The sequence below is a fragment of the Microbacterium sp. Y355 genome (assembly GCF_059445345.1).
The window spans coordinates 678,869-703,294 of the sequence record NZ_JCAIUD010000001.1 but is presented as its reverse complement, the minus strand read 5'-3'; the positions used below and the strand labels follow the sequence as shown (position 1 = coordinate 703,294).

Here is a 24,426-nt window from a genome sequence, read left to right as displayed (position 1 = left end):
ACGGCGCATGTCGCTCGGGGGACACCTCAAAGAAGCACGCCGTCGCCTGATCATCGCCGTTATCGGTCTGGTGATCGGCATGGTCGCCGCGATTCTCGTGACCGATCCGATCATCTGGTACATCACATCCCCGATTCGGATTCTCGACGAGCAGCGCGGAACCGACACACCGTTTGCACAGTTCGTGTTCTCCGGTGTCTCGTCAGGATTTGACCTTCGAATGCGGATTGCCTTCGCGATCGGCATGGTGTTCTCCGCGCCGATCTGGCTGTGGCAGATCTGGGCGTTCATCATGCCTGGCCTCACTCGCAAGGAGATCAAGTACACGATCGCTTTCGTGTGTGCAGCCATTCCGCTGTTCTTCGGCGGCGCATATGTCGCCGTGATGGTTGCGCCGCACGTGATCGAGGTGATGTCGACGTTCGTGCCCGAAGGTGGTGTCAACTACTTCGAAGCGAAGCAGTATTACGACTTCATCTTCAAATTCATCATCGTCATCGGCATCGCGTTCGTGCTGCCAGTTTTCATGGTGGCGCTGAATGTCGCAGGCATCATCACCGGCAAAGCAATGATCAAGGGGTGGCGCGTCGCTGTCCTGCTGTCCGCGCTGTTCGCCGCCGTCGCGACGCCGGCCGCTGACATCTTCTCGATGCTCTTACTCGCCGGCATCCTCATCGTGTTGTACTTCGCCGCAAGCCTGCTCTCGATGCTGTTCGATCGGCGTAAAAACAAGCGGCTGAAGTCCCAGGGACTTCTTCCGGACAGTGTCGTATGACCTCTCCGGCAGAGCGCTACGCCGCTGCACGAAACAAAGCATCCCACCCAGAGACCGAGGCTTTTGCGGCGCGGCAGAAGTTCGATCTCGATCCCTTCCAGATCGAGGGATGCCACGCACTCGAACGCGGGAATAGCGTCCTGGTCGCGGCGCCCACTGGGGCGGGCAAAACCATCGTTGGCGAGTTCGCAATCCACCTCGCCATGCAGACAGCGAAAGACAAGGCGTTCTACACCACGCCGATGAAAGCGCTGTCGAACCAGAAGTTCCGTGAGCTCGTCGAGGTCTACGGCGCTGATCAGGTGGGTCTGCTCACTGGGGACACGAACATCAACGGCAACGCCAGAATCGTCGTGATGACGACCGAGGTGCTGCGGAACATGATCTACGCCGACTCCGCAGGTCTCGCCGACCTGCGGTACGTGATCATGGACGAGGTGCACTACCTGGCCGACCGCTTCCGCGGCGCGGTATGGGAAGAAGTCATCATCCATCTGCCCCCGGCCGTACGTTTGGTCTCGCTGAGCGCAACTGTGTCGAATGCCGAGGAGTTTGGCGACTGGCTCGACACCGTGCGCGGCAGCACTGAGGTCATCGTCTCGGAGATTCGCCCCGTACCGCTTGAACAGCACGTGCTCGTCCGCAACGACCTGTTGCCGCTGTTCGATGACCGCGCCGGCATCGCCACAGCGACCGTGAACCAGGAGCTGATGCGCATTCGCTCGTCGACCGGTTCGCGTTACGACAACAACAAGCGCGCGCAGTCGTACAACAGCAACAGGCATGCGGGCCGTCAGGGACCACGCCCGAACCGCGGTGAGCGTCGCCCAGTGCGCGCTGCCAACGTTCAGCGCATCGAGCGGATGGATCGCCCAGATGTCATTCAGCTTCTCGAGCGCACCAACCTTCTGCCGGCAATCTTCTTTATCTTCAGCCGAGTGGGGTGCGATGCAGCCGTTCAGCAGGTTCGTCGATCCGGCATCCGGCTGACGAACGCGGAAGAGCGCGCCGAGATCCGTGAACTCGTCGAAGAGCGCACTCGCACGCTGCAGGATGAAGATCTCGGCGTCCTCGGGTACTTCGATTGGCTCGAGAACCTCGAACGAGGCGTGGCATCGCATCACGCCGGGCTGCTTCCGGCATTCAAAGAGGTCGTGGAAGAGCTCTACCGTCGCAAACTGGTCAAGGTCGTCTTCGCCACCGAGACGCTCGCGCTCGGCATCAACATGCCTGCACGCACCGTCGTGCTGGAGAAGATGGAGAAGTTCAACGGCGAGGCCCGCGTCGCGATCACATCGGGGGAGTACACCCAGCTCACCGGGCGTGCCGGCCGTCGAGGCATCGACGTAGAGGGTCATGCCGTGGTGCAGTGGACCGAGGGGATGGATCCCCAGGCGGTTGCGGCGCTGGCGTCTCGGCGCACCTATCCGCTGAATTCGAGCTTCCGGCCGACATACAACATGGCGGTCAACCTGATCGACATGTTCGGTCGGCCAAGGGCGCGTCAGGTGTTGGAATCGTCGTTCGCCCAGTTCCAGGCGGACCGTGCGGTCGTCGGTCTTGCTCGTCAGGTGCGCGAAGCCGAGGGCTCGCTGTCGGGATATGTGACGGCGATGGAGTGCGAGCATGGCGATTTCCTCGACTACGCCGGCATACGCCGCGAGCTCAGCGACCTGGAGAAGAAGAACAAACAGGATTCGCATGCGCCACGCGTCGCACGCGAGAAGCGTCTCAAACGGATTCAATCGCTGCGCACGCGCATGCAGCGGCACGGCTGCCACGGCTGCCCTGACCGCGACTCGCATGCACGCTGGGCAGAGCGATACTGGAAGCTCAAGCGTCAGACCGACCGCACTCGCCAGCAGATCGAGACACGCACCGGCACCGTCGCGCGCGTGTTCGACCGTGTCGTCGAAGTGCTCGCCACGCTGGACTACGTCACCGGCACAGGAGATGACACCGCGCTGACGGATGCCGGGCGCACGATGCGTCGCATCTACGGCGAACGCGACCTGCTGGTGGCGGAGTCTCTGCGCCAGGGCCTCTGGCAGGGGTTGGATGCGCCGTCGCTTGCCGCGATGGCATGCTGTCTCGTTTACGAGCCGCGACGTGACGAAGCGAACTCGGGAGAGCGCGGACTGCCGCGCGGTGCTTTCCGAAGTGCATACGAGAAGACCACTGTGCTGTGGGCAGAACTCGATGACCTCGAGCAGGATCATCACCTACCGGGTTCCGAACCGCTCGCGGCCGGGCTTGCCGGTGCCATGCACGCCTGGGCGCGCGGTGCGCTCCTGGACCGTGTTCTGATCGACGCAGACATGGCAGCCGGTGACTTCGTTCGTTGGGCAAAGCAGACGATCGACCTTCTCGACCAGCTCTCCATCGTCGCGGAGGACATCACGATCGCCCGCACAGCCCGACAGGCTCTGGATGGCGTACGGCGCGGCATCGTCGCCTATTCCACGATGTGAGAATGAGACGGATGACCACACCCGCTGCCGACCCTGTGCGACGGCCCCGACCGCTGATGCCACTGTGGCTGGCTGTGCTGGTGGCCGCTCTTGCGGGATTCCTGATGGATCTTTCTTACCCGGCGGCAAGCATCTGGTGGCTGGCCTTCCCCTCGATCGCTCTGCTGCTGCTCGCACTGATCGGTCGGAGAGCCGGGGGAGCGCTGTTGGTCGGCCTCGTCTATGGTGCGGTGTTCTTCTTCATTCTGGTCTCGTGGACGAGTCGGTACCTCGGTGTCATACCGTGGGCAGCGCTCGCATCGGTCGAGGCGGGTCTGACCGCCGTGGCGGTGATTCCGATCGCACTGGCGTATCGGTGGCTGCCTCGCGCCTTCCCAGGGGTCATAGGACGCCTTGTAGCGCTTCCTGCGGTCGTTGCAGCGCTCTGGGTGGGCAGAGAGCTGTTCCTCGGCTCCTGGCCTTACACAGGCTTCCCCTGGGCGCGGCTCGGCATGACGCAATCAGAAAGTCCACTGGGCGCGCTCTCCTCCTGGGTGGGGGTGAGCGGACTCAGCTTCCTGATGGTGTTCGCTGTCGCAATGATCATCGAGAGCGTGCGCCTGCGGCTCTGGCGCCGACCGATACGTCTCATCGTCCCGGCGCTGCTGGTCACCGTGCTGTTACTGACGCCGGCGTTTCCCACCACAGACGCTGGCACGATGCGCATTGGCGCAGTGCAGGGAAACGGGCCGACCGGGTACTTCGACACGCGCGAGCCGTATTCGGTGATCCAGGCGCAGCTGGATGCGACCGAGCCTCTGATCGGTCAGGACATGGATCTGCTGGTCTGGCCAGAGGGCGGGCTGGACTACGACCCGTTCCAAGATGCTTCTCTTGCCCGCCGGATGACGATGATCACCACGCGAGTCGATGCTCCGTTGCTGGCGAATGCGGCCACCGGACGGGGAGATGAGTACTTCAACACCTCGATGCTGTGGACTCAGGACGGCACCGCCGAGCAGACACATGACAAGCGATTCCCCGTGCCGTTCGGGGAGTACGTCCCCGATAGGGACTTCTACAACGCGATCGTCCCCGACCTGATCGGACTGATCGGCCGTGAGTATTCGCACGGCACGAATGCGCCACTCGTTGACGTGGACGGCGTCTTGGTCGGACTGGCCATCTGCTTCGACGTGATCTATGACGAGGTCATCCACGAGGGCGTACACGGTGGTGCGCAGGTTCTGGTGTTCCAGACCAACAACGCTGATTTCCGCGGAACCGACGAGAATCTTCAGCAGCTCGCCTTCGCTCGAATGCGAGCGATCGAGACCGGTCGGAGCGTCGTGAACATCTCCACCGTCGGCGCCAGTCAGATTATCCGGCCTGACGGCTCGACATTGGCGGCTGTTAACGCCGATGAGGCCGGTGCGATGCTCGAGGATGTCGAGCTTCGCACCGGCCTCACGGCGGGGGTTGTCCTTAGCCCTTGGTTGCAGCAAATGCTGCTGTGGGGCGGACTGGGCGCGCTCCTTTTCGGGTGGTGGCGCGCCCGTGGTCGGCGCTAGGCGCCGACCTTCACATCGCCCGCTCCGCGACGCGCACGGATGAACGCAAGTCGCTCTTCGAGGAGCTCCTCCAGCTCGTCGCGTGTGCGACGCTCGAGCAGCATGTCCCAGTGGGTGCGTGCGATCTTCACGTCGGTGGCATCCGGTGTGATGGTCTTGCCATCGACACGAAGCACGGCTTCAGCACCGCACGTACGGCATTCCCATTTCTGCGGCGGCTCAGCGTCGGCCGCGAACATCAGTGAGGTCACGTGACCGCACTCGTCGCACTTGTATGTGGTCTCGCGGCGTTCCATGAAAACGACGCCCTCTTCGCTCTGTAGGCTCTGGGCGCCGAGTCGGATGCCGCGCAGGCTGCGATCTGCCATTTTGTGGTCCTCTCGTCGCTGTCAGGTATACCGGTCTCGTCTGTGCGCCCGCTCAACGTCCGCGGAATCCCGGCGGTATTCACAGGCGAATCCCAGCCCTGCGTGCTTTCGCGTCAGGAGAGGGCTTTTAGGGCGATGTCGGCGCGATCTGTGACGATGCCGTCGACACCCGCCGTAATAAGTCTGCGCATGTCTTCCGCCTCGTTGACCGTCCACACATGGACTTCCACATCGTGGCGATGAGTAGCCTGCAGCAAGGCGGGTGTTAGCACCTTCAGTCCCCCATAATGCTCGGGTATCTGCAGCGCGTCAATGTCCCTTAGCGCCCGCGCGGGGGAGAGGCGCAGAGCGCTGAGCAAGCGTACCTGGGCGATGCTCGATTGACCTGCCGAGGTCGCGGGTGGAAGTGAGGCTCCGGCGGCCAACACTGCGGCGACTGCGCGCACGCGCCGCGCGTCCGAGAAACTGGTCAACAGCACCCGGTGTGAATGCGGGGTGATGATCGGGCCGAGAAGAGGCACCGCGGCATCCGTCTTCACGTCGATATTGAATCGACTCTCCGGGAACATATCGAGCATCTCAGCGACGGTCAGTAAGCCGCCATGAGGGGCGAGAAGTTCGGCAAGCTCGGTTGAGCGAACGTCGGCAATCGCTCGATCATCATTGAGCAACCGGCTCAAGGTCTCGTCGTGAAACAGCACGACTTCGCCATCGGCCGTGACCCGGCAGTCGGTCTCGATGTACTCCGCGCCGGCCGCATGCGCGGCAGCGAACGCCCCTGCGGTGTTCTCCCACACGGCGGAGTCCCCGCCCGACGCGGTCGTAAAACCGCGGTGGGCGAGGACTCGGGGATGCCGTGTCTTGTTGAAATACGGGTGCGTCACGCGCCCGGAGTGCCTGCGGGAGGCTGGCCAGCGCCGGGACGAGGCGTAAACGCGCTGCCAATGCCCTTGAGAGCTTCGGTGAGCTCACTCGGAATGATCCAAAGCTTGCTCGACTCACTGTCAGCGATCTTCGGCAGCATCTGCAGGTATTGGTAGGCGAGGAGCTTGTCGTCAGGGGCACCCTGGTGGATGGCGCTGAAGACATTCTGAATCGCCTCGGCCTCACCCTGCGCTCGGAGCACAGCGGCTTGCTTGTCACCTTCAGCGCGGAGGATCTCGGCCTGGCGAGCACCTTCAGCTTCGAGAATCGCGGACTGCTTGGTTCCCTCAGCGGTGAGAATCGCAGCACGACGGTCACGCTCGGCGCGCATCTGCTTCTCCATGGAGTCCTGGATCGAGAGGGGCGGGTCGATCGCCTTCAGCTCGACGCGTCCGACGCGGATGCCCCACTTGCCCGTTGCCTCATCGAGGACGACGCGCAGCTGTCCGTTGATGTTGTCGCGGCTGGTCAGCGCCTCTTCGAGGTTCAACCCACCGACCACGTTACGAAGCGTCGTTGTCGTGAGTTGCTCGACGGCGCCCAGATAGTTGGCGATCTCGTATGTCGCCGCGCGAGCGTCGGTCACCTGGAAGTACACGACCGTGTCGATGGAGACGACGAGGTTGTCTTCAGTGATCACCGGCTGCGGAGGGAAAGACACGACCTGCTCGCGCATGTCGATGAGCGGGCGAAGCCGATCGATGAACGGCACCAGGATGTTCAGGCCGGGTGCGAGGGTCTTGTGATAGCGGCCGAGCCGCTCCACGACGCCTGCGGACGCCTGCGGAATGATTCGGATGGATCGCGCAACGGTCACCACCACGAAGATGATGACCGCGATGGCGAGGATCCATCCGATCGCGGTGGGGATGAACGAGGAGTCGTTCACTGTTCCTCCTAGTCGTTGACGGGTCGGACGATGGCGGTCGCACCGTTGATCGCGGAGATCGCGACCGGGGCACCCGCGGGGATGGGGACTGCTGCTTCGGTGCGGGCGGTCCAGGTGTCGCCGTTGCTCACCTTCACCTGCCCCGAGATCTGAGTGATGTCTGCGAGGGCGATGCCCCGAAGTCCGATGAGTGCTTCGACGTTGGATTTCGTCGGATCTTCACCTCGATGAAGGCGCCGAAGCAGCGGGGGACGGATGAAAAGGATGAACAGCGCAGCGGCCGCCGCGGCTACGACCAGCTGGCCCCATACCGGAAGCCCGACGAGACCGGTCAGGAGTCCCACTACGCTTCCGAGGCCAAGCATGAGGAACGTGAAATCGAGCGTGAGCATCTCGATCACTAGGAAAACAGCGATCAGAACGAGCCACCCGATCCATGCCCATTCGGTGACCAGTTCGATGAAGACAGATACGTCGTTCATGGGTCCTCCTTTGCCGTCAACTTACCACGGTGTTGTGGCGCAACCGGGGCAACGAGAGGGCATTGCTAAAGTGATGGTGCCGCGCATTTCGTGGCGTTCCCCGCACCACAAGGAGTCACCGTGACCGACGTTCTGCCTGCAGGTTCTCTCGCCGGAAAGGTCGCTCTTGTGACCGGTTCTTCCCGCGGCATCGGTGCGGACACCGTCCGCTACCTTGCTGAGGCCGGCGCAGACGTCGTCATCAACTTCCGCAACAAGGCTCCCCGTGCGGAGAAGCTGGCGGCCCAGCTCCGCGAGCTCGGCGGCCGTGCACTCGTCGTGGGCGCAGACCTGACCGATCCGGCATCCGTTGACGAGATGTTCGCACAGGTCACAGCGGAGTACGGCCACCTCGACATTCTCGTGCTCAATGCCTCAGGAGGCATGGAAGCCGGGATGGCCGAGGACTACGCCCTCACGCTGAACCGCGACGCACAGCTCAGCGTTCTCAACACCGCGCTGCCTTTGCTCGGTGATGGTTCGCGCGTCGTGTTCGTGACGAGCCACCAGGCGCACTTCATCCGCACCACACCGACGATGCCGGAGTACGTGCCTGTCGCGCTGTCCAAGCGTGCGGGTGAGGATGCTCTGCGTGAACTGATCCCATCTCTTGCGGAGAAGGGGATCGGGTTCACGGTCGTCTCCGGGGACATGATCGAGGGCACCATCACCGCTACCCTGCTCGAGCGCGCGAACCCAGGCGCGATCGCCGGGCGCCGCGAATCCGCCGGCAAGCTCTACAACGTGTCAGAGTTCGCGGCGGAAATCGCTCGTGCGGCGATCGATCAGGTGCCAGCGGACAACACCCGCCTGGTAGGAGACACCAGCGATTTCGTCACTGAGTAGAGCTGTTACTGAGTAGCGCTCGGCTCGAACACGCTCGCGATCTTTTTCTCGTCGCGGCCGAGGGTGATGGCTCGGACAATCTGGATGATGCCAAGGATCACAAGCGTGAATCCGAGGATCCACCAGAGGGCGACAGCGGCGACCAGCGGCGAGAAGATCAGGATCACGCCGGCTGCGATGCTGAGTATCGCATAGATGATGGTCCATGCCTTCGAGGCATCCTGGTTCAGCAGGGTGAGCGACACGACACCGTCGACGATCCAGCTCACGCCGAGGAAAATCGCGGTGACGAGTGCAAGCGTCGCGGTGGCGGCCGGAAGATTCACGAATGCCACGACACCGGCGACGATGTAAAGCAACCCGAGCACGATGTGCCCGATGCGTGCCCACCCACCCTTCTTGCCAGAGAAGATGCCCAGACCCACGTACACCAAGCCGGCGATGATCAGGTATGACGCGAGGATGCCGGTGACGAGCATCGCGGTTTTCAGCGGCCAGACCAACAGCACGATGCCAGCAATCAGGGCGATGATTCCGGAGATCGCGAGAGTGATACGGATCGACTTAAACAGCGACTTCGCTTCAGCGAGTGGTTCAGACATGATGGTGCCTTTCGTTGTTGGTCCTGCGGCAGACGTGCTCAGCGTAGCGCTCAGGGGTCCGCAATGTCAGTGCTGCGTGGCAGGATCGAAACGTGGCGATACGAGGGATCGATGAAGAACGCCTGCGCGAGTTGGTGACGATGCGCCGTGTGCGCGATCGGATCGACCGCGACTACGCCAAGCCGCTCGATGTAGAGGCCCTGGCGCGAGGAGTGCACATGTCGGCGGGGCATCTGAGCCGCCAGTTCAAGGCCGCATACGGCGAATCGCCCTACTCATATCTGATGACGAGACGTGTGGAAAGAGCGATGGCATTGTTGCGACGGGGCGACCTGAGCGTGACGGAGATCTGTTTCGAGGTAGGTTCATCTTCGCTGGGCACATTCAGCACTCGTTTCACTGAACTCGTTGGAGTGCCGCCGAGCGTCTATCGCGAGCGCGCGGTTGATGTCACAGGCATCCCCAATTTTCAGATCAAGCAGGTCACTAGACCGATCAGGAATCAAGAAGCGCCACGGACCGCCGCGAACCTAACCTGGGCATCATGAACATCAAAATTCACTACGCCTTCCTCCCACACACCGACGCCGAGGCCGCGCTCGACTTTTACCGCGACACTCTCGGCTTCGAAGTGCGTAAAGACGTCGGCTATGACGGGCTCCGTTGGCTGACTGTTGGTCCCGTCGGACAGCCTGATACTTCGATCGTGCTGCATCCTCCGGCAACCGATCCCGGGCTGAACGATGACGAACGACGCACCATCCTCGAGCTCATCGCCAAGGGCAGTTACGGCGCACTCACCCTCGCAAGCGACGATCTCGACGGGCTGTTCGACCAACTCGTCGCGCGCGGCGCCGACGTCGTGCAGGAACCGATGGATCAGCCTTATGGCGAACGAGACTGCGCCGTACGCGACCCCGCGGGCAATCTCCTCCGTATCAACCAGGCCGCTTGACCAATCAACACGAAAGAAGACGATGGCTGACGCTTCTCATCTCGCAGACACTCACGATTGGATCCGTGTGCAGGGGGCCCGGGAGAACAATCTCAAGGATGTCAGCGTCGAGATTCCAAAACGTCGGCTGACGGTATTCACCGGAGTGTCCGGCTCGGGCAAGAGCTCTCTGGTCTTTGACACGATCGCCGCGGAATCACGTCGCATGATTGACGAAACCTACAGCGCTTTCGTGCAGGGGTTCATGCCGTCGGTTCCTCGCCCTGACGTCGATGTGTTGGAAGGGCTGACGACTGCCATCATCGTTGATCAGGAGCGTCTCGGGGCGAATCCTCGATCGACCGTCGGAACGGTGACCGATGCCAATGCGATGCTGCGGATCCTCTTCAGCAAGTTGGGCGACCCATACATCGGTGGGCCGACCGCCTTCTCCTTCAATATTCCTACGCAGAAGGCCAGCGGCGTGATGACCGGCCCCGGTGGAGAGAAAAAGATCGTCAAGGACGCGATCTACCTCGGCGGTATGTGTCCCAGATGCGAGGGCAGGGGATCGGTGTCTGATCTCGACCTGGCGCAGATCGTCGATGAATCGAAGTCGCTCGATGATGGCGCCATCATGGTGCCCGGATACACCGCCGACGGCTGGATGGTGAAGGGCTTCTCGCATTCGGGGTTCTATCCGGCGGACAAGCCGATCTCTGAGTTCTCCGAGAAGCAGCGTCAGCTATTTCTGTACGGCGAGATAACGAAGGTCAAGATCAGCGGCATCAATATGACCTACGAAGGGTTGATTCCGAAGATCACGAAGGCGATGCTGTCGAAGGACCTCGATGCCCTGCAGCCCCACATCCGCGCGTTCGTGGAGCGTGTGGCGACGTTCGCGACGTGCCCCGACTGCGATGGGACGCGACTGACCGAGGGCGCGCGGTCATCGAAGATCGACGGTGTCAGCATCGCTGATGCGTGCCGTATGCAGGTGACTGATCTCGCTGCATGGGTGCGCGGACTCGACCTTCCCGGCGCAGCCCCGCTGCTTGACTCACTCAGCGCGAACCTCAATGCCTTTGTCACCCTTGGGCTCGGCTATCTCAGCCTGGAACGACCGTCGGGGACGCTGTCTGGGGGAGAGGCTCAGCGCATCAAGATGTTGCGACACCTCGGGTCCTCGCTCACGGATGTCACCTACGTGTTCGACGAGCCGACGATCGGTCTGCATCCGCACGATATCCAGCGGATGAATGAGCTGTTGCTGCAACTGCGCGACAAGGGCAATACCGTGCTCGTCGTCGAGCACAAGCCGGAGACAATTGTGATCGGTGACCATGTGGTGGACCTCGGGCCCGGTGCGGGCAGCGCCGGTGGAGAGATCTGCTTCGAGGGGACAGTCGAAGGGCTGAAAGCCAGTGGTACGCGCACCGGTGAGCATCTGGATGATCGCGCCAGGCTCAAGCCTGAGGTGAGGCGGCAGACGGGCGCGATCGAAGTGCGCGGCGCCAATGAGAACAATCTGCGGGACGTCGACGTCGACATCCCGACTGGCGTGTTGACGGTGATCACAGGCGTTGCGGGCTCCGGCAAGAGTTCTCTCGTTCACGGATCGGTTTCGCGTCGTGAGGGTGTTGTATCCATCGATCAGGGCGCGATCAAGGGGTCTCGTCGCAGTAACCCCGCGACGTACACCGGGATGCTCGAGCCGATTCGGAAAGCGTTCGCGAAGGCGAACGGGGTGAAACCTGCGTTGTTCAGCGCCAATTCAGAGGGTGCATGCCCGAGTTGCAAGGGAACGGGCGTCATCGTGACGCAGCTCGGTTTCATGGACACCATCGAGACCCCCTGCGAGGACTGCGGGGGTAAGCGCTTCCAGGCGAGCGTGCTTGATTACAAGCTCGCGGGCAAGGACATCACTGAGGTGCTGGACCTCTCGGTTTCCGAAGCGCGGGAGTTCTTCGCTTCCGCCGAGGCCAAGATTCCAGCCGTAGTCACGATCCTCGGACGCCTGGAGGACGTGGGGCTCGGATACCTGTCACTCGGCCAGCCATTGTCGACGCTCTCCGGTGGGGAGCGGCAGCGTGTGAAGCTTGCGATTCAGATGGGGGATAAGGGCGACGTCTACGTTCTTGACGAACCCACGACCGGGCTGCACCTAGCTGACGTAGACAAGATCCTCGAGCTGCTGGATCGCCTGGTGGATGCTGGCAAGACCGTCATCGTGATCGAGCACCATCAAGCAGTCATGGCTCATGCCGACTGGATCATCGACATCGGCCCTGGTGCAGGCCACGATGGAGGTCGTGTGGTGTTCGAGGGTGTGCCGGCAAACATGGTCGCGACGAAATCGACGGTCACGGGGGAGTACCTCGCCGAGTATGTCGGGGCGTGACGTGTGAAGGGAGACAACAGCGTCTGTCGCGACAATCCACTTTCCATATTGGAAAGTTAGTGATTGCTTTCCAATATGGAAAACGACGAACGCTTCGACGCATCCGCAGAGCTTGCGGGACTTGATGCCGCGACTTCAGGGTACGCAACGGCGATGCCAGGGGAGGGCTGGTACCACCTTGCGCTCGGCGTTGGTGCGGGAATGGTCGTCGCTTCTCAGGGGCTTTCATCGCCGTGGAGTTGGATTCTGCCACTGGCATTTGTGTTGAGCGTGCCGTTGTTCATGACATGGTGGCGCAAGTCGCATGGCTGGTGGGTACCTGGCTACGGGCCGAAGCGGACGCGCTGGGTGGTAGTGCTGATGGCAGTCGTTCTCGCGGGCCTGGCCTTCGTCTCGTTCATGGCCGACGCAGTCTGGGTCAGCGTGATTATGGGAGCGATCGCAGCGGTCCTGGTCGCTGCCTTGGGCTTCGTCTGGATGCTTGTCTGGCGACGAGATTTCAAAGAGGTGCCGGCGCCGTGAGCGCCCTCGATTCAGTCATTCATGCTCCCGCGCGCCTCCAGCTGTGTGGCATCCTCGCGCAAGTCGAAGATGTCGAGTTCTCGTTCGCCAAGGAGCGGATTGGCGTGTCCGATTCGGTGCTTTCCAAGCATGCGAAGGCGCTCGAGGATGCCGGGTACCTCACCGTCGCCAAGCGGTCGCTGGGTGGGCGTCAGCGTACTTGGCTCGCACTGACAGCGGCCGGACGGACGGCTTTTCGTGCGCACGTGACGGAACTGCAGCGATTGGCGGAGGCTGCTCGATAGCTGAAGTTTTCCCAGGTCTTGATGCTTTTTCGCTTATGGCTATAATTTTTAGTGTAAAGACGCCATAAGCGGGGGAGTGTGTCATGGATGTTGGTGTTCGAGAGTTGCGTGATGGCTTGAGTCGGCACCTTGCGGCTGTGCGTGAGGGGCAGGAGATCACCGTCACTGATCACGGTAAGCCGGTGGCCAAGCTCGTGCCGATCAATCAGGAAAGTCCGTTGGAGCGGTTGATCGCTGAGGGGCGGGTGACACCGCCGACCAACAGATCCGGCCGGAAAAAGCTACCAGAGCCGATCAAGTTGCGGCCCGGCGTCACGATCAGTGATCTGGTCATCGAGCAGCGTCGATGATCTTGTACCTCGATGCGTCGGCATTTATCCCGCTCGTGTTTGAGGAACCGATGAGCGCCCGATGCCGTCATCTGTGGGCCAGCGCCCGCACATTCGTTTCAGCGCGTGCAACGTATATCGAGGTGGCCGCAGCGATCGCATCGGCGGCTCGCGCATCTCGGATCGATCAATCCGCGGCAGACCACGCCCGAGCTTTGCTCGATGAGCTGTGGGCCGATGTCAGCGTTGTGGAGTTGGACGAACTGTTAATGCTCAGCTCTGCGGCATGTGCGCGAGAGTTCCGTCTTCGCGGTTACGACGCCGTGCATTGCGCCAGCGCGCTTAGCGTTGCCGGCGTCGACACGCTGGCAACCAGCGGCGATCGCGCACTATTGGGCCCGTGGCTGGAAGCTGGTCTTTCGGTGGCAAATATCGCTGAATGAGTCTCATCGGATAAGCCGATAATGCACATTATGTCAGATCATAAATCGATAACCTCCAGGATTGGCACCCTGTTGACGATCGTCCGCAACTTCATAGACGTCTGATGGTTCGCTAGTATCGCCGGTGTGAGCGATCCGGGCTCGAACGGTCACCTGCTGGTAATCCCGAAGCGGCACAGTGCCGACCTTGTCGAGATCTCCCCCGAGGATCTGACTGCCACCACTTTGGCTGCCCAGCGCATCGCCAAGGCGGCGCTGTCCGAACTCGGTGCTGATGGGGTCAATTTGCTCAATTGCTGCGGCACCGACGCGTGGCAGACCGTCTTCCATTTCCACCTGCACGTGATCCCGCGCTATCGCGATAAGGGTAAGGATCGGATGGAGCTGCCGTTCGAGCCCGGCATGCAGGTCGATGCTGAAGCCATTGCTGCACGCGCGAGCATATTGGCCGCTGTGCTCTAGATCACGTGCGCCAAGGATGATGCTATTTGCAGGTCACATTTCTGGTCGAACCGCGTTGAGGGCGACGGGAAGGCCATTCAGGCGCAGCATCGTTCCGGTGCGCAGATGAGGCAGGTCGGCGCTGCCGTCGCCGGTACGGGTGAGAAATGCGACCTGCTCGGTCCAAGTCAAGCTGCTTCCTCCGGCTTCGCCATCAGCGAATGCCACCGTCACTAGCGATGCCCACCGGACCACGTCGTCGACTATCGCTTCATAGACGAAGACGATGCGGCGGTCGAGAACTATGTCTAGGTAGCGGGAACGATTCCGCAGACCCTCGGACTGGCCGTCGGGCATACGAAAGGTGCTCCTCGCATCCTCTCCCCCGCCGACACGGAAGTCATGATCATAGCGAGCCCCGTGCCTGGTAGTCGGATCCATCGTCGGCGGATCCGATCGTCTGCGAACGCCGTGAAGGCCGCAACTCGATCAACCTCAAAGCTTCGGGTGATGCTGAACGTCTCGTGCCTGATATCCGAACCAGCAGTGTCGTGACAGGTGGCGTCGGCCGAGCCTGACCACCTTGGGTAAAATCGCTAAATGCTCATCCGCAATGCGACCCCTGATGATTCATCGGCGATCGCGACTCTGCGATTGCGATGGGCTGAGGAGCGTGGGGACGCAATCGAAGACCCCGGCACCTACGCTTCCGGACTGTCAACATGGGTCGAGGCTCATGCGAGCAGTGTCGTGGGTAAACTTGCGCAACGCGAAGACGGCGTGGTCATCGCGATGGGATGGCTGGCTGTCGTCGATCGACTTCCGACGCCGAATCAGCATGACCGCCGCTCAGGCGATATTCAAAGCGTTTATGTCCTCCCGGAGCAGCGAAGTACCGGGGTCGGGCGAGCGATCATCAACGCGCTCGTCGACGAAGGACGTATGCGGGGCCTCAGCAAGATCGTCCTACATTCCAGCGTGATGGGTGCAGAGTTCTACCGCCGAATCGGGTGGGCCAACTCAGAGCTGCTTCTCGAGCTGCCCCTGTGAAGGGCTCCAGCGGCAGCGTGGGTTTACCCACGCACGAGGGCTGAATGCGGAGCTGTCGACAAGCAGGACACGAGTACCCGCTGGGGACTGGGGCGAGCACGCGGCAAACTGCTCGTTCTCCGCTACACGCTCGGAAGTTTGAGCGCCGTCCAGTCGGTCGAGGGACGGAAGCCTCGCCAGTCGCCAATTCGATCGAGAAGACGTTGCGGGTTGGCAGCAATTGCTTCGCCGACCTCTCGAGCCAACTGCAGGTCTTCCGCTCGGAGGTATGGAGTGTCTACCGCTGCCGCCGCCTCATCTTCGTCTTTTCACGTGACCGTCATCGACGGAGAGATGACGAGGTCGAGATGCCAGTCGACGGCGTCGATGGATGCTTCGCTGCGAGTCTTCTTTGATTCGAGGTTGACGTACCAGCCTAAGAATTCCCCGGAGTCAGGATTCCAGAAATGTAGAACCTGCCAGTATTCGTCAAATGGAATCACGCGAAGCACGCCACCGCCGCTCCATGTACGTCGCACTGTGGTGAGCAACTGTTTGAACCTCCCGCTAAGGGGAACCGTGCGAGGGTCAGCTCCCTCAGATGTCGACCAGTACGAGATCTCGGATTCAGTCGGTAGCCATCCAACGAGGAGGTCATCTTCCTGCTCAACGACATACATCGGCAACGCTGCCTGAGGTCGGCCATCCGGGTACAGATAGCGGAGCAAATCTGTTGGCGTGGACATGGGCCCGAGCCTACTTGGGAATGTCCGCAATCAGATCGGCTGCATGGGACGATCCCGACAGCAGCCATCACGAATAGATTTGATGCGACACGCGCCTGGTACTCTTCGTCGCAACTGCGACAATGGGGCGATGGCTCGCATCGGCAGCGCATCAACGCGTCTCGTGATCATCCGAGGGGACTCTGCCTCGGGAAAAACGACGACGGCGACCGCGCTGCGACCGAAGCTCGGTTCGCGGGTCGCGCTGATTCATCAAGACTACGTGCGACGCGAGTTACTGCACGACACAGACCGTCGTCAACGCTCGCAGGACGCGAGCATCCTGATCGTCGGCGCAGCGCGGCAGGCCCTCGATCTCGGGTACGACGTCATCCTGGACGGAATCTTCAACCTGCGCGACTACGCAGAACCGTTTGAGCGTCTGCACCGCGACCACCGGGGCCTGACACGTATCTACCAGTTCGATGTCGGTCTCGAGGAGACACTTCGACGCCACGCCGACCGACCACTCGGGAGCGTTATCAGCGAGGAGAAGATCCGTGAGTGGCACGACGGGTGGCAACCGCTCCCCTGGTACGACGAGCATCGAGTTGGCCCGGAAGTAACAGCCGACAATCTCGTGTCGATCATTCTGCAGGACCTCGGTCAGCACCGTGCACCACGTTCGATCTCGAAACACGGCTCGTGACGAGGACAGCCGCAGTGACGGTATCGGTACCATCCCCGTATGCCCACACGCGCTCAGAGCGACATCGACGCCCGGATCCAGACGTACTACGACGAGATCTTTGACGAGAACGCCAGGCTCACGACGCGCTCAGCGCAAGGGCCACTTGAGTTTCAGCGCACTCAGGAGCTGATTCGCGATCACGCGCCAGCCGGTCGTGTGATCGACATCGGCGGCGGTTCGGGCGTGCACGCGAAGGCGCTCCAAGTTGACGGATACGACGTCGAGCTGATCGATCCGGTACAACGACATGTGGATACCGCGCGAGCCGCTGGTCTCAAAGCGCATCTAGGAGATGCGCGTGACTTGCCATTTTCTAGCGGAACGTTCGACGCAGCACTTCTGCTCGGACCGCTATATCACCTGTACTCGGCCTCGGACCGCCGCCTGGCACTCACTGAAGCCTCCCGCGTGATCAAGCCCGGTGGCGTGCTGATCGCCGCGGCACTATCGCGATATGTTGCGTTCGGAAGCTTGTCGCTGACTCAGACGGCTCCTGCACGGATGCCAGATGACTGGGCTGCGCTGGTGGTCGAGGGAGTTCCTAGCCCGCGGCTGAGATTCCCGGCCGGGCACTTCCATACCGCGGAAGAACTGCACGAGGAGATTGATGCTGTCGGGTTTAAAGTTAGCGAAGTTGTCGGAGTTGAGGGGCCAGCGGGAGCGTTCCTGGAGGTGGTCGGGGAAGCTGATGACGAACTTCGCAACGCGGCCCTGATCATTGCACGCGCCGCCTCCTCGATTCCCGGCATCCGCGATCAGAGCCTGCATCTGATCGCAATCGCCCATCGTCCGATCTGACCTGACGGCCATCATGTGGGCGAATGTAGAGGAGGCAGCGTGCGACCGCAAGGCCCTGTCGCATCGCCACGGAAGATGTTTGGCTGGCCGCTCAAGACCCATTAAGGAGATCTTATGAACAGCCACATTGGAAGATCGAATGCTGATGGCATCGTGGTCGACCCGAGCCTCATCGCCTTCTACAAGGACCTTCATGCGCACCCGGAGCTGGGCTTCCAAGAACTGCGCACTTCCTCGGCCGTGGCCGAGCGTTTGACGGGCCTCGGATTCGAAGTAACCACGGGGGTCGGCAAGACCGGTGTGGTCGCGATACTTCGCAACGGGGACGGCCCTACGGCGCTCTTACGCGCGGACATGGATGCGCTGCCCATCACGGAGGAGACCGGCCTCCCCTACGCGAGTACTGCAACTGCAACGGATGACAACGGCAAGACCGTTGGCGTCGGACACATGTGCGGTCACGATGTGCACACGACATGCCTGGTGGGTGCGGCAGCCACGCTCGCTGGCGACCGCTCCAGCTGGTCGGGCACGTTGATGCTCGTGTTCCAGCCCGCGGAGGAACTTGGCGCCGGCGCTCAGGCGATGGTCGACGACGGACTATTTGACCGATTCCCCACTCCGGACGTCATCCTCGGCCAGCATGTCGCTCCTCTCCCCGCCGGGAAAATCGCCGCGCACGCGGGCGCCGCCTATGCGGGTTCTGATTCGCTGCGGGTACAGCTGGTTGGCAAAGGCGCCCATGGCTCCATGCCGCAGAATTCGATCGACCCGATCGTCATGGCCTCGGCGACGGTCTTGCGACTGCAAACCATCGTCTCGCGCGAGCTAGCGAGCACGGACCTCGCCGTGCTCACAGTGGGCTCATTCCACTCCGGTGATGCCGCGAACGTAATCCCCAATCAAGCCGAATTGCAGCTGAACATCCGCAGCTACGATCCCACGGTTCGCCAGCACATCCTCGATTCGGTGGCACGGATCGCGGATGGTGAGGCGAAAACGGCCGGCGCACCAGCCGCCCCGACGATCACGCCAATCGAACGCTTCCCCGTGGTGATCAACGACGCCACCGCGCTGGGCAGGACGCTCGATGCCTTCCGCGACTGGCTCGGCGCTGACAACATCATCGACCCAGGCGCCGGTGCCGGTAGCGAAGATGTCGGCGTCTTGGCATCCAGTTCCGGTGCACCGCTTTCGTTTTGGCTGCTTGGCGGAACAGACCCGTCGTTGTTCACGACAGGCGGCATGGACGATCCCGCAATGCTCACGATCCCCTCCAATCACTCGCCGCATTATGCTCCTGTGATCGAACCGACGCTCACCCTCGGGGTGACGGCACTCGTGGTCGCTGCGAGGAACTGGCTTCCCGCAGCGTGAAAGCTCGCTTCCCCCAAATGTGAAGGATGATGGCCAGCACGTAGGGGCGCTGGCCATCATCGTGCATTCACGCGGTCAGGTCGAAGACCCATTCGTTCATCATGAGCTCAGCTCCGCGGAACATCCCGGCTGTCTGACCCGCGAGTGTGAATCCCGCCTTCCGACAGACTGCGTTCGACGGCACGTTCCCCTCATCGGGGAATGCCGTCAGCATCCGCCGACCTTCTGGGTGCGCTCGGGCATCGTCGAGCAGGAGGCCGAGCGCGGCGGATGCCACTCCCCTCCCCTGTGCCTCCGGAACAACGAACCAGCCTGCTTCAAAGGCATCTTGATCGCGCCAGGTCATCTTCCAATAGCAGATGACGCCCATGAGCTCAGTGCCGTCGACAATCACGAACGCACGCCCCTCACCTGTCTCCCAGACACGCAGATAGCGCTCGTGACGTGAGACCAATTGCGCTTCTGTCTCAGGGCCGCCAAGATGCAACGTCATCGCTGGAGTATTGCCTCGGCGGAGCAAATCAGCGTCGTGATCTGCCCACCGGCGGAGCTGGATGTCACTCATCTGCCGAGCATGACATGAGGGACCGACATGAGGTGATCAAGTTGCTGCGACCACCACGGATCATCGCCGAGTGTGGAGGCCGAGCACTGAACTCAACGCTTCGCGCGCGGCCGCCGGAACAAGCTTTCCCCCGAGCAGTTCATCGACAGCCATCCACTTTGGCTCATACAGGTTGTCCTCGGTCTGCCTGTTAAATTCGGGTCCGCCCAGATTCAGAGCGCCCGCGGCATCCACGTCGTAGTACGCATCGTCGGCCGAAACAGCAAGTTGCCGGCGGATCGTGCCGATCAGCCCGGTCTCCTCGGCGAGTTCGCGAATGCAGGCATCCTCCGCAGATTCGCCGGGTTCTACGCCGCCGCCGGGAAGCACCCAATACTCCTGACCTGCACGCAACCGTCGGATCACCAGAGCTGTCTCGCCTGCCAACACCACCGCCACAGCGCGAACCCGCGGCGCGACCGTCGGATTGTCAGACATCCGGACAGTCTAGGACGCGACGCGACGCGGTGTGGGTACTGCTCACTCACCCGGGTCCCGCGGCCAACACACGCGGTACACCCGCGTATGCCGGTCGGGTGAACCATGAGGGCAACGCCTGTTGGAGATGGCTCGGCCCGATCGTCGTGGCATCACCGGTCAGCAGAAGCGTCGTCCATTCGATGTCACCACGCCAGAATCGCGTCAGCTCACGCAACGAACATCGCACTTCGACGCTCACGTCATAGCCTGGGTCCGCATCGCAGACATCGGCATCGCCGTCTTGGATGACGAGCCACCACCGCCGTTGCGCCGGGTGTGCGTCGGGAAACTGCAACGCAATGACGGTGCGCGCAGCAGGCACGGTCATATGGTCGATGTTGCGGTGCATGTCCCAGAGCAGCAGTTTCGGGTCGAGATCGGCGTCGCCGAGTTCACCGATCCACCGGATGCCCCACATGGAGAGCTGTTCGACGACGGGTCGCAGCTCAAACCCTGCTTGCGTCAGCACATAGCGAACGTCGATTCCCTGGCGGACCCTGTCGATGAGGCCGGCCCGCTGCAGCTGATCCAGACGGTGTGAAAGCAGCGTCGGCGACATCCGCGGGAGCCCGCGACGCAGATCGTTGAAGTGCTCCGTGCCGAGCAGGAGTTCGCGCAACAGGAGCATCGTCCAGCGCTCGTCCAACAGCTCCATCGCCTTGGCGACGGGGCAAAACTGGTAGTACGGGGCTCCCACGAAACAAACGATAGACCTGGTACAGATCCGATACTAGAGCTGTTTCAATGCCGCTCGTAGCGTGAGGAGAGTCACAACAAGGAGGACATCATGGACACCACAACGAGAAACCCCCAGGCCGAAGCAGATCGTGCCCTGAAGGCGAAGCACAGGGCGGTCTGGGCCCTCGGAGACTACGCCGCCGTGGCCAGAGAAGTGATACCCGAGCTCGGGCGCGTGCTCGTGGCCGCGGCGCAGATCGAGTCCGGAGACCGCGTGCTCGACGTTGCCGCCGGAACGGGCAACGCTGCCATCCAGGCCGCGCGCACGGGGGCATCCGTCGTGGCCAGCGACCTGACACCTGAACTACTCGAGATCGCTCGTCACGACGCTGCGGCGAAGGGCGTCGATCTCACGTTCGACGAGGCGGATGCCGAAGCGCTCCCCTATGCCGACGACTCTTTCGACGTCGTGCTCTCCTGCGTGGGTGTCATGTTCGCTCCGCACCATGATCTGGCGGCAAACGAGCTGACACGCGTGCTTCGACCGTCTGGACGGTTGGCTCTGATCAACTGGACGTCTGAGGGCTTCGTTGGCCAGCTGTTCGCGACTATGAGACCGTTCATGCCCGCTCCTCCTCCAGGAGTTCAGCCGCCTCCTCTCTGGGGCGACGAAGGACACGTACGAGATCTGTTGAAAGACACAGTGACAGACCTCGCGCCGGAGCGACGGCAGCTGGAAGTCGATCGATTCGCTACGGCAGAGGAATTCCGTGACTTCTTCCGTGACTTCTATGGTCCGACCGCCGCAGCCTACCGGTCAGTCGCAGAAGACTCGGCGCGGCTGGCAGCGCTTGATACCGCACTCGTCGCACTCGCAGAGCGCCATCTCAACGACGGAGTGATGAACTGGGAGTACCTGCTCGTGATCGCGCGCGCAGCCTGAGCGGAGCAACACTCAGCTTTCCGGAACAGCATCATTGCGCGAGGATGTGTCAGTGCCCTCTTTTCGCAATCCTGATCTTGTGGTGAAACCCGGCGTGAGTCTGACTTCCCTCATCTCATCGGACGCGGATGCACTGGTCGAGTGCTTCCGCGACCCGGAGGTCAGGCGGTGGCTACCACTCCCCGATCCCTACACGAAGGAGATCGCGGAGGCCTGGTGCACCCACACATCGGAGGAGTTGCGCGCATCCGGTCGCGGGCTTGTGGTCGCTATTCGCAGCAATAACGACCTGCTCGGAAGCCTTGACGCAAAACGGGTCGATTGGCGCGCACAGACGCTGGAGCTCAGCTATTGGACGGCGCCAGCGCATCGAGGTCAAGGGGTTATGACCGCCGCCGTTCGGACCCTTGCGACGTGGTTGCTCAGCGCTTTGGAGTTTCAGCGCATCGAGGTGCGGATCTCCCCCGACAACGTTGCTTCGCAGCGGGTCGCGGAACGCGCAGGTTTCACCCGCGAAGGAACGGCGCGCAACGCCGGCTTCACAGACGCGGGCCGCACCGACCTCGTGATCCATTCGCTGGTTCGCCAGGACCTCGCATGACCGGCCAACGCATCGCTGGATGGGACGGGAGCAACGCGCAACTCGAGTCTGCTGCGCAGCTTTACGCGCGGACGTTCACAGAGCCTCCATACGATGACGACGTCGAAGCGAGCCGAACCAGCTTCATCGAACGCGTGCACCGTTACGGCGCGACTAAGCCGCATTTCCGCCTCATCCTTGCCTGGGAGGGCGTCGAGCTCACTGGCCTTGTAATGGGTACGGGAATTGCCGCTGGCGATTGGTGGCGCGACCACATCGTCGAACTCCTCACTCCCGACGAGCGGGTCACGTGGCTGCGAGACGAGTGCTTCGCGGTCGTCGAACTTGCCGTGTCTCCCGCCCAGCGACGCAGTGGACTGGCACGCACGCTCATGGACGCTGTGCTGAAAAATCTGCCCTATGACACCGCAGTGCTCGGATGCGACTCGGCAGCTCTTCCCGCGCGGAAGTTCTATGCAGCTCAGGGATGGGCGGAGATCGTCACCGACGCGCACATAAACAATTCCCCCACATTCTGTGTCCTCGGGCGACGCCTGCGCTGACCGGCTCCCGCCCGGGGCGACGGAGAGGGGCACCGGCCAGGAGTAGCGTAGAGACGTGACTTCCGTTTCCCACTCTCCCCTCTCTACACCGGGATGGCGGGCATGGTTGATCTGGTCAGTCGGCGTCGCCGCATACGTACTCGCAATCACCAACCGCACCTCGCTCGGCGCCGTCGGTGTGGATGCTGCGGAGCGCTTCCAAGCAGACGCTTCAACGCTGTCGTTGTTTGCCGTCGTCCAACTCGCCGTCTACGGCGGAATGCAGATCCCGATCGGCGTTTTTCTGGACAAATACGGTGCGCGGCCGATCATCACGATCGGTATGGTTCTGATGGCTGCAGGACAGCTCGTCATGGCGATCTCCCCCAGTATTGGCGTCGCAATCCTCGCCCGTATTCTTCTCGGCGCAGGTGATGCCGCTGTCTTCCCCGCGGTGTTGCGTCTCGTGGCGACCTGGTTTCCCGCCCAACGAGGCCCCGTGATGGTGCAGTTCACGGGAATTATCGGGCAGACAGGTCAGCTAATCGCGCTGATTCCGCTCGCCGCACTGTTGCACGCGACAAGCTGGACGATCACATTCGGCAGCATCGCTGGGCTCGGGATCCTTTTCGCCGTTCTCGTCTTCCTTATCATCCGAAACCATCCGCCTGAGCGCACCGCGGATGTGTCAGTGAACACAGACACTGGTGTCATTCGTGTCGTCACATCTGCGATCGATACCGGCGTCGGCATCCGCGCGGCCTGGGCCCATCCAGGCACGCGGCTGGCGTTCTGGTCGCACTTCACCACCCCGTTCGCGGGAACTGCTTTCGTGCTGCTCTGGGGCATACCGTTCCTTACCGCCGGCCAGGGGCTGTCAACCGCGCATGCTGCGACACTCGTCTCTGTATATGTCGTTGCGGGCATGATTCTTGGGCCGATCATCGGAACGTTGTCGCAACGCAACCCGAATCAGCGCACGGTTGCGCTCGTACTCCCCGCAATCGCCATCCAGTTCATCGCCTGGCTAATCATCCTTGCGCTCCCCGGCCCCGCGCCGACATGGCTTCTCTATATGCTTGCAATCGCCCTCGCGACGGGAGGCCCGGCTTCGATGATCGCGTTCGACCATGCACGCACCCACAACCCATCGCACCGGCTGAGCACAGCGACCGGCGTAACGAATGCCGGCGGTTTCATCGCAGCCCTCATCGCGATCTTCCTCATCGGCCTCATGCTCGATCTTCAGGGAGCCGGTACGCCGGATACCTACTCGCTGGACGCATTCCGGGTCGCCTTCTTGATGCAGGTGCCGCTGTGGTTGATCGGCACCACATTCATCATCATTGAACGAAAGCGCACCCGCATCCGCATCGGCCTTGACCCCGAGCGGCGAAAGCGATGAGTGACATCGTCCTGGTGCACGGTCTCTGGCATCAGGGTGAACACATGGCGATGCTCGCCGATGTGCTTCGCTCGCGCGGGCATGACGTGCGAGCCCCTGATCTGCACCGTGGTTCCCTGGTTGCCGACAGGCACGTCGCTGTACTCGAAGCCTTGAGATCGCGACTGATCACTCGCCGTATATCTCTGGCCCCGAGCTGATCGCGGATATCGTC

Annotated in this window: 31 protein-coding genes; 21 read left to right on the top strand and 10 right to left on the bottom strand. The window is 61.9% G+C overall.

What is annotated here, in order from left to right:
• The first annotated feature begins 7 nt into the window (after positions 1–7).
• Genes tatC through lnt form a run of 3 tightly spaced genes read left to right on the top strand, consistent with a single transcriptional unit; the run spans position 8 to position 4,796 of the window.
• On the top strand, positions 8–775 hold the full coding sequence (tatC, locus tag AC1C2O_RS03505; protein ID WP_495429060.1) for a twin-arginine translocase subunit TatC: 768 nt from the start codon (positions 8–10) through the stop codon (positions 773–775).
• Positions 772–3,246 (top strand): DEAD/DEAH box helicase, encoded by a 2,475-nt coding sequence (locus tag AC1C2O_RS03500; RefSeq protein ID WP_495429059.1) that lies wholly within the window; start codon positions 772–774, stop codon positions 3,244–3,246. The genes tatC and AC1C2O_RS03500 overlap by 4 nt, the downstream gene beginning before the upstream one ends.
• Positions 3,247–3,257: 11 nt before the next feature.
• Entirely contained in the window at positions 3,258–4,796 is a 1,539-nt protein-coding gene (gene lnt, locus AC1C2O_RS03495) for an apolipoprotein N-acyltransferase (RefSeq protein WP_495429058.1), read from the top strand.
• Here the strand turns inward: lnt and AC1C2O_RS03490 are convergent.
• From AC1C2O_RS03490 to AC1C2O_RS03475, 4 genes are all read right to left on the bottom strand, one after another.
• Positions 4,793–5,164: an RNA polymerase-binding protein RbpA gene (locus AC1C2O_RS03490; protein ID WP_495429057.1), complete on the bottom strand. Its 372-nt coding sequence runs from the start codon at positions 5,162–5,164 to the stop codon at positions 4,793–4,795. The genes lnt and AC1C2O_RS03490 overlap by 4 nt on opposite strands.
• A 113-nt stretch (positions 5,165–5,277) precedes the next feature.
• Positions 5,278–6,048, bottom strand: a complete 771-nt coding sequence (locus tag AC1C2O_RS03485) for a glycerophosphodiester phosphodiesterase family protein (protein WP_495429056.1) — start codon at positions 6,046–6,048, stop codon at positions 5,278–5,280.
• Positions 6,045–6,977, bottom strand: coding sequence for an SPFH domain-containing protein (locus tag AC1C2O_RS03480; RefSeq protein WP_495429055.1), 933 nt, complete (start codon positions 6,975–6,977; stop codon positions 6,045–6,047). The genes AC1C2O_RS03485 and AC1C2O_RS03480 overlap by 4 nt, the downstream gene beginning before the upstream one ends.
• 8 nt (positions 6,978–6,985) lie before the next feature.
• The gene (locus tag AC1C2O_RS03475) at positions 6,986–7,459 is read right to left on the bottom strand and encodes an NfeD family protein (protein ID WP_495429054.1); all 474 of its coding nucleotides are present in this window, start codon (positions 7,457–7,459) and stop codon (positions 6,986–6,988) included.
• Between the two features lie 120 nt (positions 7,460–7,579).
• Here AC1C2O_RS03475 and AC1C2O_RS03470 point away from each other — a divergent pair, with 120 nt between their 5' ends.
• Positions 7,580–8,344, top strand: coding sequence for an SDR family oxidoreductase (locus tag AC1C2O_RS03470; RefSeq protein ID WP_495429053.1), 765 nt, complete (start codon positions 7,580–7,582; stop codon positions 8,342–8,344).
• Between the two features lie 5 nt (positions 8,345–8,349).
• On the opposite strand, the gene AC1C2O_RS03465 is transcribed toward AC1C2O_RS03470, so the two are convergent.
• Positions 8,350–8,946 carry an HdeD family acid-resistance protein gene (locus tag AC1C2O_RS03465; protein ID WP_495429052.1) on the bottom strand — a complete coding sequence of 199 codons (597 nt, stop codon included), beginning with the start codon at positions 8,944–8,946 and terminating at the stop codon, positions 8,350–8,352.
• Between the two features lie 140 nt (positions 8,947–9,086).
• Here AC1C2O_RS03465 and AC1C2O_RS03460 point away from each other — a divergent pair, with 140 nt between their 5' ends.
• The 8 genes from AC1C2O_RS03460 (at position 9,087) to AC1C2O_RS03425 (ending at position 14,321) form a co-directional block, all read left to right on the top strand.
• Positions 9,087–9,494 (top strand): helix-turn-helix transcriptional regulator, encoded by a 408-nt coding sequence (locus AC1C2O_RS03460; RefSeq protein WP_495431665.1) that lies wholly within the window; start codon positions 9,087–9,089, stop codon positions 9,492–9,494.
• Positions 9,491–9,901, top strand: coding sequence for a VOC family protein (locus AC1C2O_RS03455; RefSeq protein WP_495429051.1), 411 nt, complete (start codon positions 9,491–9,493; stop codon positions 9,899–9,901). Before AC1C2O_RS03460 ends, AC1C2O_RS03455 begins: the two co-directional genes overlap by 4 nt.
• A 22-nt stretch (positions 9,902–9,923) precedes the next feature.
• Positions 9,924–12,281 carry an ATP-binding cassette domain-containing protein gene (locus AC1C2O_RS03450; RefSeq protein WP_495429050.1) on the top strand — a complete coding sequence of 786 codons (2,358 nt, stop codon included), beginning with the start codon at positions 9,924–9,926 and terminating at the stop codon, positions 12,279–12,281.
• A gap of 75 nt (positions 12,282–12,356) precedes the next feature.
• Positions 12,357–12,803, top strand: a complete 447-nt coding sequence (locus AC1C2O_RS03445) for a hypothetical protein (protein ID WP_495429049.1) — start codon at positions 12,357–12,359, stop codon at positions 12,801–12,803.
• On the top strand, positions 12,800–13,087 hold the full coding sequence (locus tag AC1C2O_RS03440) for a transcriptional regulator (protein ID WP_495429048.1): 288 nt from the start codon (positions 12,800–12,802) through the stop codon (positions 13,085–13,087). The genes AC1C2O_RS03445 and AC1C2O_RS03440 overlap by 4 nt, the downstream gene beginning before the upstream one ends.
• A gap of 83 nt (positions 13,088–13,170) precedes the next feature.
• Entirely contained in the window at positions 13,171–13,437 is a 267-nt protein-coding gene (locus AC1C2O_RS03435) for a type II toxin-antitoxin system Phd/YefM family antitoxin (protein WP_495429047.1), read from the top strand.
• Entirely contained in the window at positions 13,434–13,859 is a 426-nt protein-coding gene (locus AC1C2O_RS03430; RefSeq protein ID WP_495429046.1) for a type II toxin-antitoxin system VapC family toxin, read from the top strand. Before AC1C2O_RS03435 ends, AC1C2O_RS03430 begins: the two co-directional genes overlap by 4 nt.
• Before the next feature lie 126 nt (positions 13,860–13,985).
• Complete coding sequence (locus AC1C2O_RS03425; RefSeq protein ID WP_495429045.1) at positions 13,986–14,321, top strand: HIT family protein; 336 nt, start codon at positions 13,986–13,988, stop codon at positions 14,319–14,321.
• A gap of 33 nt (positions 14,322–14,354) precedes the next feature.
• On the opposite strand, the gene AC1C2O_RS03420 is transcribed toward AC1C2O_RS03425, so the two are convergent.
• Positions 14,355–14,741: an SRPBCC domain-containing protein gene (locus AC1C2O_RS03420; RefSeq protein WP_495429044.1), complete on the bottom strand. Its 387-nt coding sequence runs from the start codon at positions 14,739–14,741 to the stop codon at positions 14,355–14,357.
• A gap of 159 nt (positions 14,742–14,900) precedes the next feature.
• Here AC1C2O_RS03420 and AC1C2O_RS03415 point away from each other — a divergent pair, with 159 nt between their 5' ends.
• Positions 14,901–15,350, top strand: coding sequence for a GNAT family N-acetyltransferase (locus tag AC1C2O_RS03415; protein WP_495429043.1), 450 nt, complete (start codon positions 14,901–14,903; stop codon positions 15,348–15,350).
• A 308-nt stretch (positions 15,351–15,658) separates the two neighbouring features.
• Here the strand turns inward: AC1C2O_RS03415 and AC1C2O_RS03410 are convergent, their stop codons facing one another.
• A complete protein-coding gene (locus AC1C2O_RS03410) occupies positions 15,659–16,075 on the bottom strand; it encodes a ribonuclease FAU-1 family protein (protein WP_495429042.1) in 417 nt (138 codons plus the stop codon).
• Between the two features lie 130 nt (positions 16,076–16,205).
• Here AC1C2O_RS03410 and AC1C2O_RS03405 point away from each other — a divergent pair, with 130 nt between their 5' ends.
• From AC1C2O_RS03405 to AC1C2O_RS03395, 3 genes are all read left to right on the top strand, one after another.
• Entirely contained in the window at positions 16,206–16,763 is a 558-nt protein-coding gene (locus AC1C2O_RS03405) for an AAA family ATPase (RefSeq protein ID WP_495429041.1), read from the top strand.
• Positions 16,764–16,802: 39 nt separating this feature from the next.
• Entirely contained in the window at positions 16,803–17,603 is an 801-nt protein-coding gene (locus AC1C2O_RS03400; RefSeq protein ID WP_495429040.1) for a class I SAM-dependent methyltransferase, read from the top strand.
• Between the two features lie 114 nt (positions 17,604–17,717).
• Positions 17,718–18,980, top strand: a complete 1,263-nt coding sequence (locus AC1C2O_RS03395; RefSeq protein WP_495429039.1) for an amidohydrolase — start codon at positions 17,718–17,720, stop codon at positions 18,978–18,980.
• 67 nt (positions 18,981–19,047) lie between these two features.
• Here the strand turns inward: AC1C2O_RS03395 and AC1C2O_RS03390 are convergent, their stop codons facing one another.
• The 3 genes from AC1C2O_RS03390 to AC1C2O_RS03380 are packed head-to-tail and all read right to left on the bottom strand — an operon-like array spanning position 19,048 to position 20,761.
• Positions 19,048–19,545: a GNAT family N-acetyltransferase gene (locus AC1C2O_RS03390; protein ID WP_495429038.1), complete on the bottom strand. Its 498-nt coding sequence runs from the start codon at positions 19,543–19,545 to the stop codon at positions 19,048–19,050.
• Positions 19,546–19,605: 60 nt separating this feature from the next.
• Positions 19,606–20,022 (bottom strand): NUDIX domain-containing protein, encoded by a 417-nt coding sequence (locus AC1C2O_RS03385; RefSeq protein WP_495429037.1) that lies wholly within the window; start codon positions 20,020–20,022, stop codon positions 19,606–19,608.
• 46 nt (positions 20,023–20,068) lie between these two features.
• Positions 20,069–20,761, bottom strand: coding sequence for a winged helix-turn-helix transcriptional regulator (locus AC1C2O_RS03380; RefSeq protein WP_495429036.1), 693 nt, complete (start codon positions 20,759–20,761; stop codon positions 20,069–20,071).
• Positions 20,762–20,851: 90 nt separating this feature from the next.
• On the opposite strand from AC1C2O_RS03380, the gene AC1C2O_RS03375 reads away from it, so the two are divergent.
• From AC1C2O_RS03375 to AC1C2O_RS03355, 5 genes are all read left to right on the top strand, one after another.
• Entirely contained in the window at positions 20,852–21,685 is an 834-nt protein-coding gene (locus AC1C2O_RS03375; protein WP_495429035.1) for a class I SAM-dependent methyltransferase, read from the top strand.
• Between the two features lie 94 nt (positions 21,686–21,779).
• The gene (locus tag AC1C2O_RS03370; protein WP_495429034.1) at positions 21,780–22,286 is read left to right on the top strand and encodes a GNAT family N-acetyltransferase; all 507 of its coding nucleotides are present in this window, start codon (positions 21,780–21,782) and stop codon (positions 22,284–22,286) included.
• Complete coding sequence (locus tag AC1C2O_RS03365) at positions 22,283–22,828, top strand: GNAT family N-acetyltransferase (RefSeq protein WP_495429033.1); 546 nt, start codon at positions 22,283–22,285, stop codon at positions 22,826–22,828. The genes AC1C2O_RS03370 and AC1C2O_RS03365 overlap by 4 nt, the downstream gene beginning before the upstream one ends.
• 55 nt (positions 22,829–22,883) lie before the next feature.
• On the top strand, positions 22,884–24,212 hold the full coding sequence (locus AC1C2O_RS03360; protein WP_495429032.1) for an MFS transporter: 1,329 nt from the start codon (positions 22,884–22,886) through the stop codon (positions 24,210–24,212).
• Entirely contained in the window at positions 24,209–24,412 is a 204-nt protein-coding gene (locus tag AC1C2O_RS03355) for a hypothetical protein (protein WP_495429031.1), read from the top strand. Before AC1C2O_RS03360 ends, AC1C2O_RS03355 begins: the two co-directional genes overlap by 4 nt.
• Positions 24,413–24,426: the final 14 nt, after the last annotated feature.

Bases quoted from the DNA above. Each gene is read 5' to 3' on its own strand.
- tatC (WP_495429060.1), top strand. From the start codon at position 8: ATGTCGCTCGGGGGACACCTCAAAGAAGCACGCCGTCGCCTGATCATC.
- AC1C2O_RS03500 (WP_495429059.1), top strand. From the start codon at position 772: ATGACCTCTCCGGCAGAGCGCTACGCCGCTGCACGAAACAAAGCATCC.
- lnt (WP_495429058.1), top strand. From the start codon at position 3,258: ATGACCACACCCGCTGCCGACCCTGTGCGACGGCCCCGACCGCTGATG.
- AC1C2O_RS03490 (WP_495429057.1), bottom strand. From the start codon at position 5,164: ATGGCAGATCGCAGCCTGCGCGGCATCCGACTCGGCGCCCAGAGCCTA.
- AC1C2O_RS03475 (WP_495429054.1), bottom strand. From the start codon at position 7,459: ATGAACGACGTATCTGTCTTCATCGAACTGGTCACCGAATGGGCATGG.
- AC1C2O_RS03465 (WP_495429052.1), bottom strand. From the start codon at position 8,946: ATGTCTGAACCACTCGCTGAAGCGAAGTCGCTGTTTAAGTCGATCCGT.
- AC1C2O_RS03460 (WP_495431665.1), top strand. From the start codon at position 9,087: ATGCGCCGTGTGCGCGATCGGATCGACCGCGACTACGCCAAGCCGCTC.
- AC1C2O_RS03455 (WP_495429051.1), top strand. From the start codon at position 9,491: ATGAACATCAAAATTCACTACGCCTTCCTCCCACACACCGACGCCGAG.
- AC1C2O_RS03450 (WP_495429050.1), top strand. From the start codon at position 9,924: ATGGCTGACGCTTCTCATCTCGCAGACACTCACGATTGGATCCGTGTG.
- AC1C2O_RS03445 (WP_495429049.1), top strand. From the start codon at position 12,357: ATGGAAAACGACGAACGCTTCGACGCATCCGCAGAGCTTGCGGGACTT.
- AC1C2O_RS03435 (WP_495429047.1), top strand. From the start codon at position 13,171: ATGGATGTTGGTGTTCGAGAGTTGCGTGATGGCTTGAGTCGGCACCTT.
- AC1C2O_RS03430 (WP_495429046.1), top strand. From the start codon at position 13,434: ATGATCTTGTACCTCGATGCGTCGGCATTTATCCCGCTCGTGTTTGAG.
- AC1C2O_RS03420 (WP_495429044.1), bottom strand. From the start codon at position 14,741: ATGGATCCGACTACCAGGCACGGGGCTCGCTATGATCATGACTTCCGT.
- AC1C2O_RS03415 (WP_495429043.1), top strand. From the start codon at position 14,901: ATGCTCATCCGCAATGCGACCCCTGATGATTCATCGGCGATCGCGACT.
- AC1C2O_RS03410 (WP_495429042.1), bottom strand. From the start codon at position 16,075: ATGTCCACGCCAACAGATTTGCTCCGCTATCTGTACCCGGATGGCCGA.
- AC1C2O_RS03405 (WP_495429041.1), top strand. From the start codon at position 16,206: ATGGCTCGCATCGGCAGCGCATCAACGCGTCTCGTGATCATCCGAGGG.
- AC1C2O_RS03400 (WP_495429040.1), top strand. From the start codon at position 16,803: ATGCCCACACGCGCTCAGAGCGACATCGACGCCCGGATCCAGACGTAC.
- AC1C2O_RS03395 (WP_495429039.1), top strand. From the start codon at position 17,718: ATGAACAGCCACATTGGAAGATCGAATGCTGATGGCATCGTGGTCGAC.
- AC1C2O_RS03390 (WP_495429038.1), bottom strand. From the start codon at position 19,545: ATGAGTGACATCCAGCTCCGCCGGTGGGCAGATCACGACGCTGATTTG.
- AC1C2O_RS03385 (WP_495429037.1), bottom strand. From the start codon at position 20,022: ATGTCTGACAATCCGACGGTCGCGCCGCGGGTTCGCGCTGTGGCGGTG.
- AC1C2O_RS03375 (WP_495429035.1), top strand. From the start codon at position 20,852: ATGGACACCACAACGAGAAACCCCCAGGCCGAAGCAGATCGTGCCCTG.
- AC1C2O_RS03365 (WP_495429033.1), top strand. From the start codon at position 22,283: ATGACCGGCCAACGCATCGCTGGATGGGACGGGAGCAACGCGCAACTC.
- AC1C2O_RS03355 (WP_495429031.1), top strand. From the start codon at position 24,209: ATGAGTGACATCGTCCTGGTGCACGGTCTCTGGCATCAGGGTGAACAC.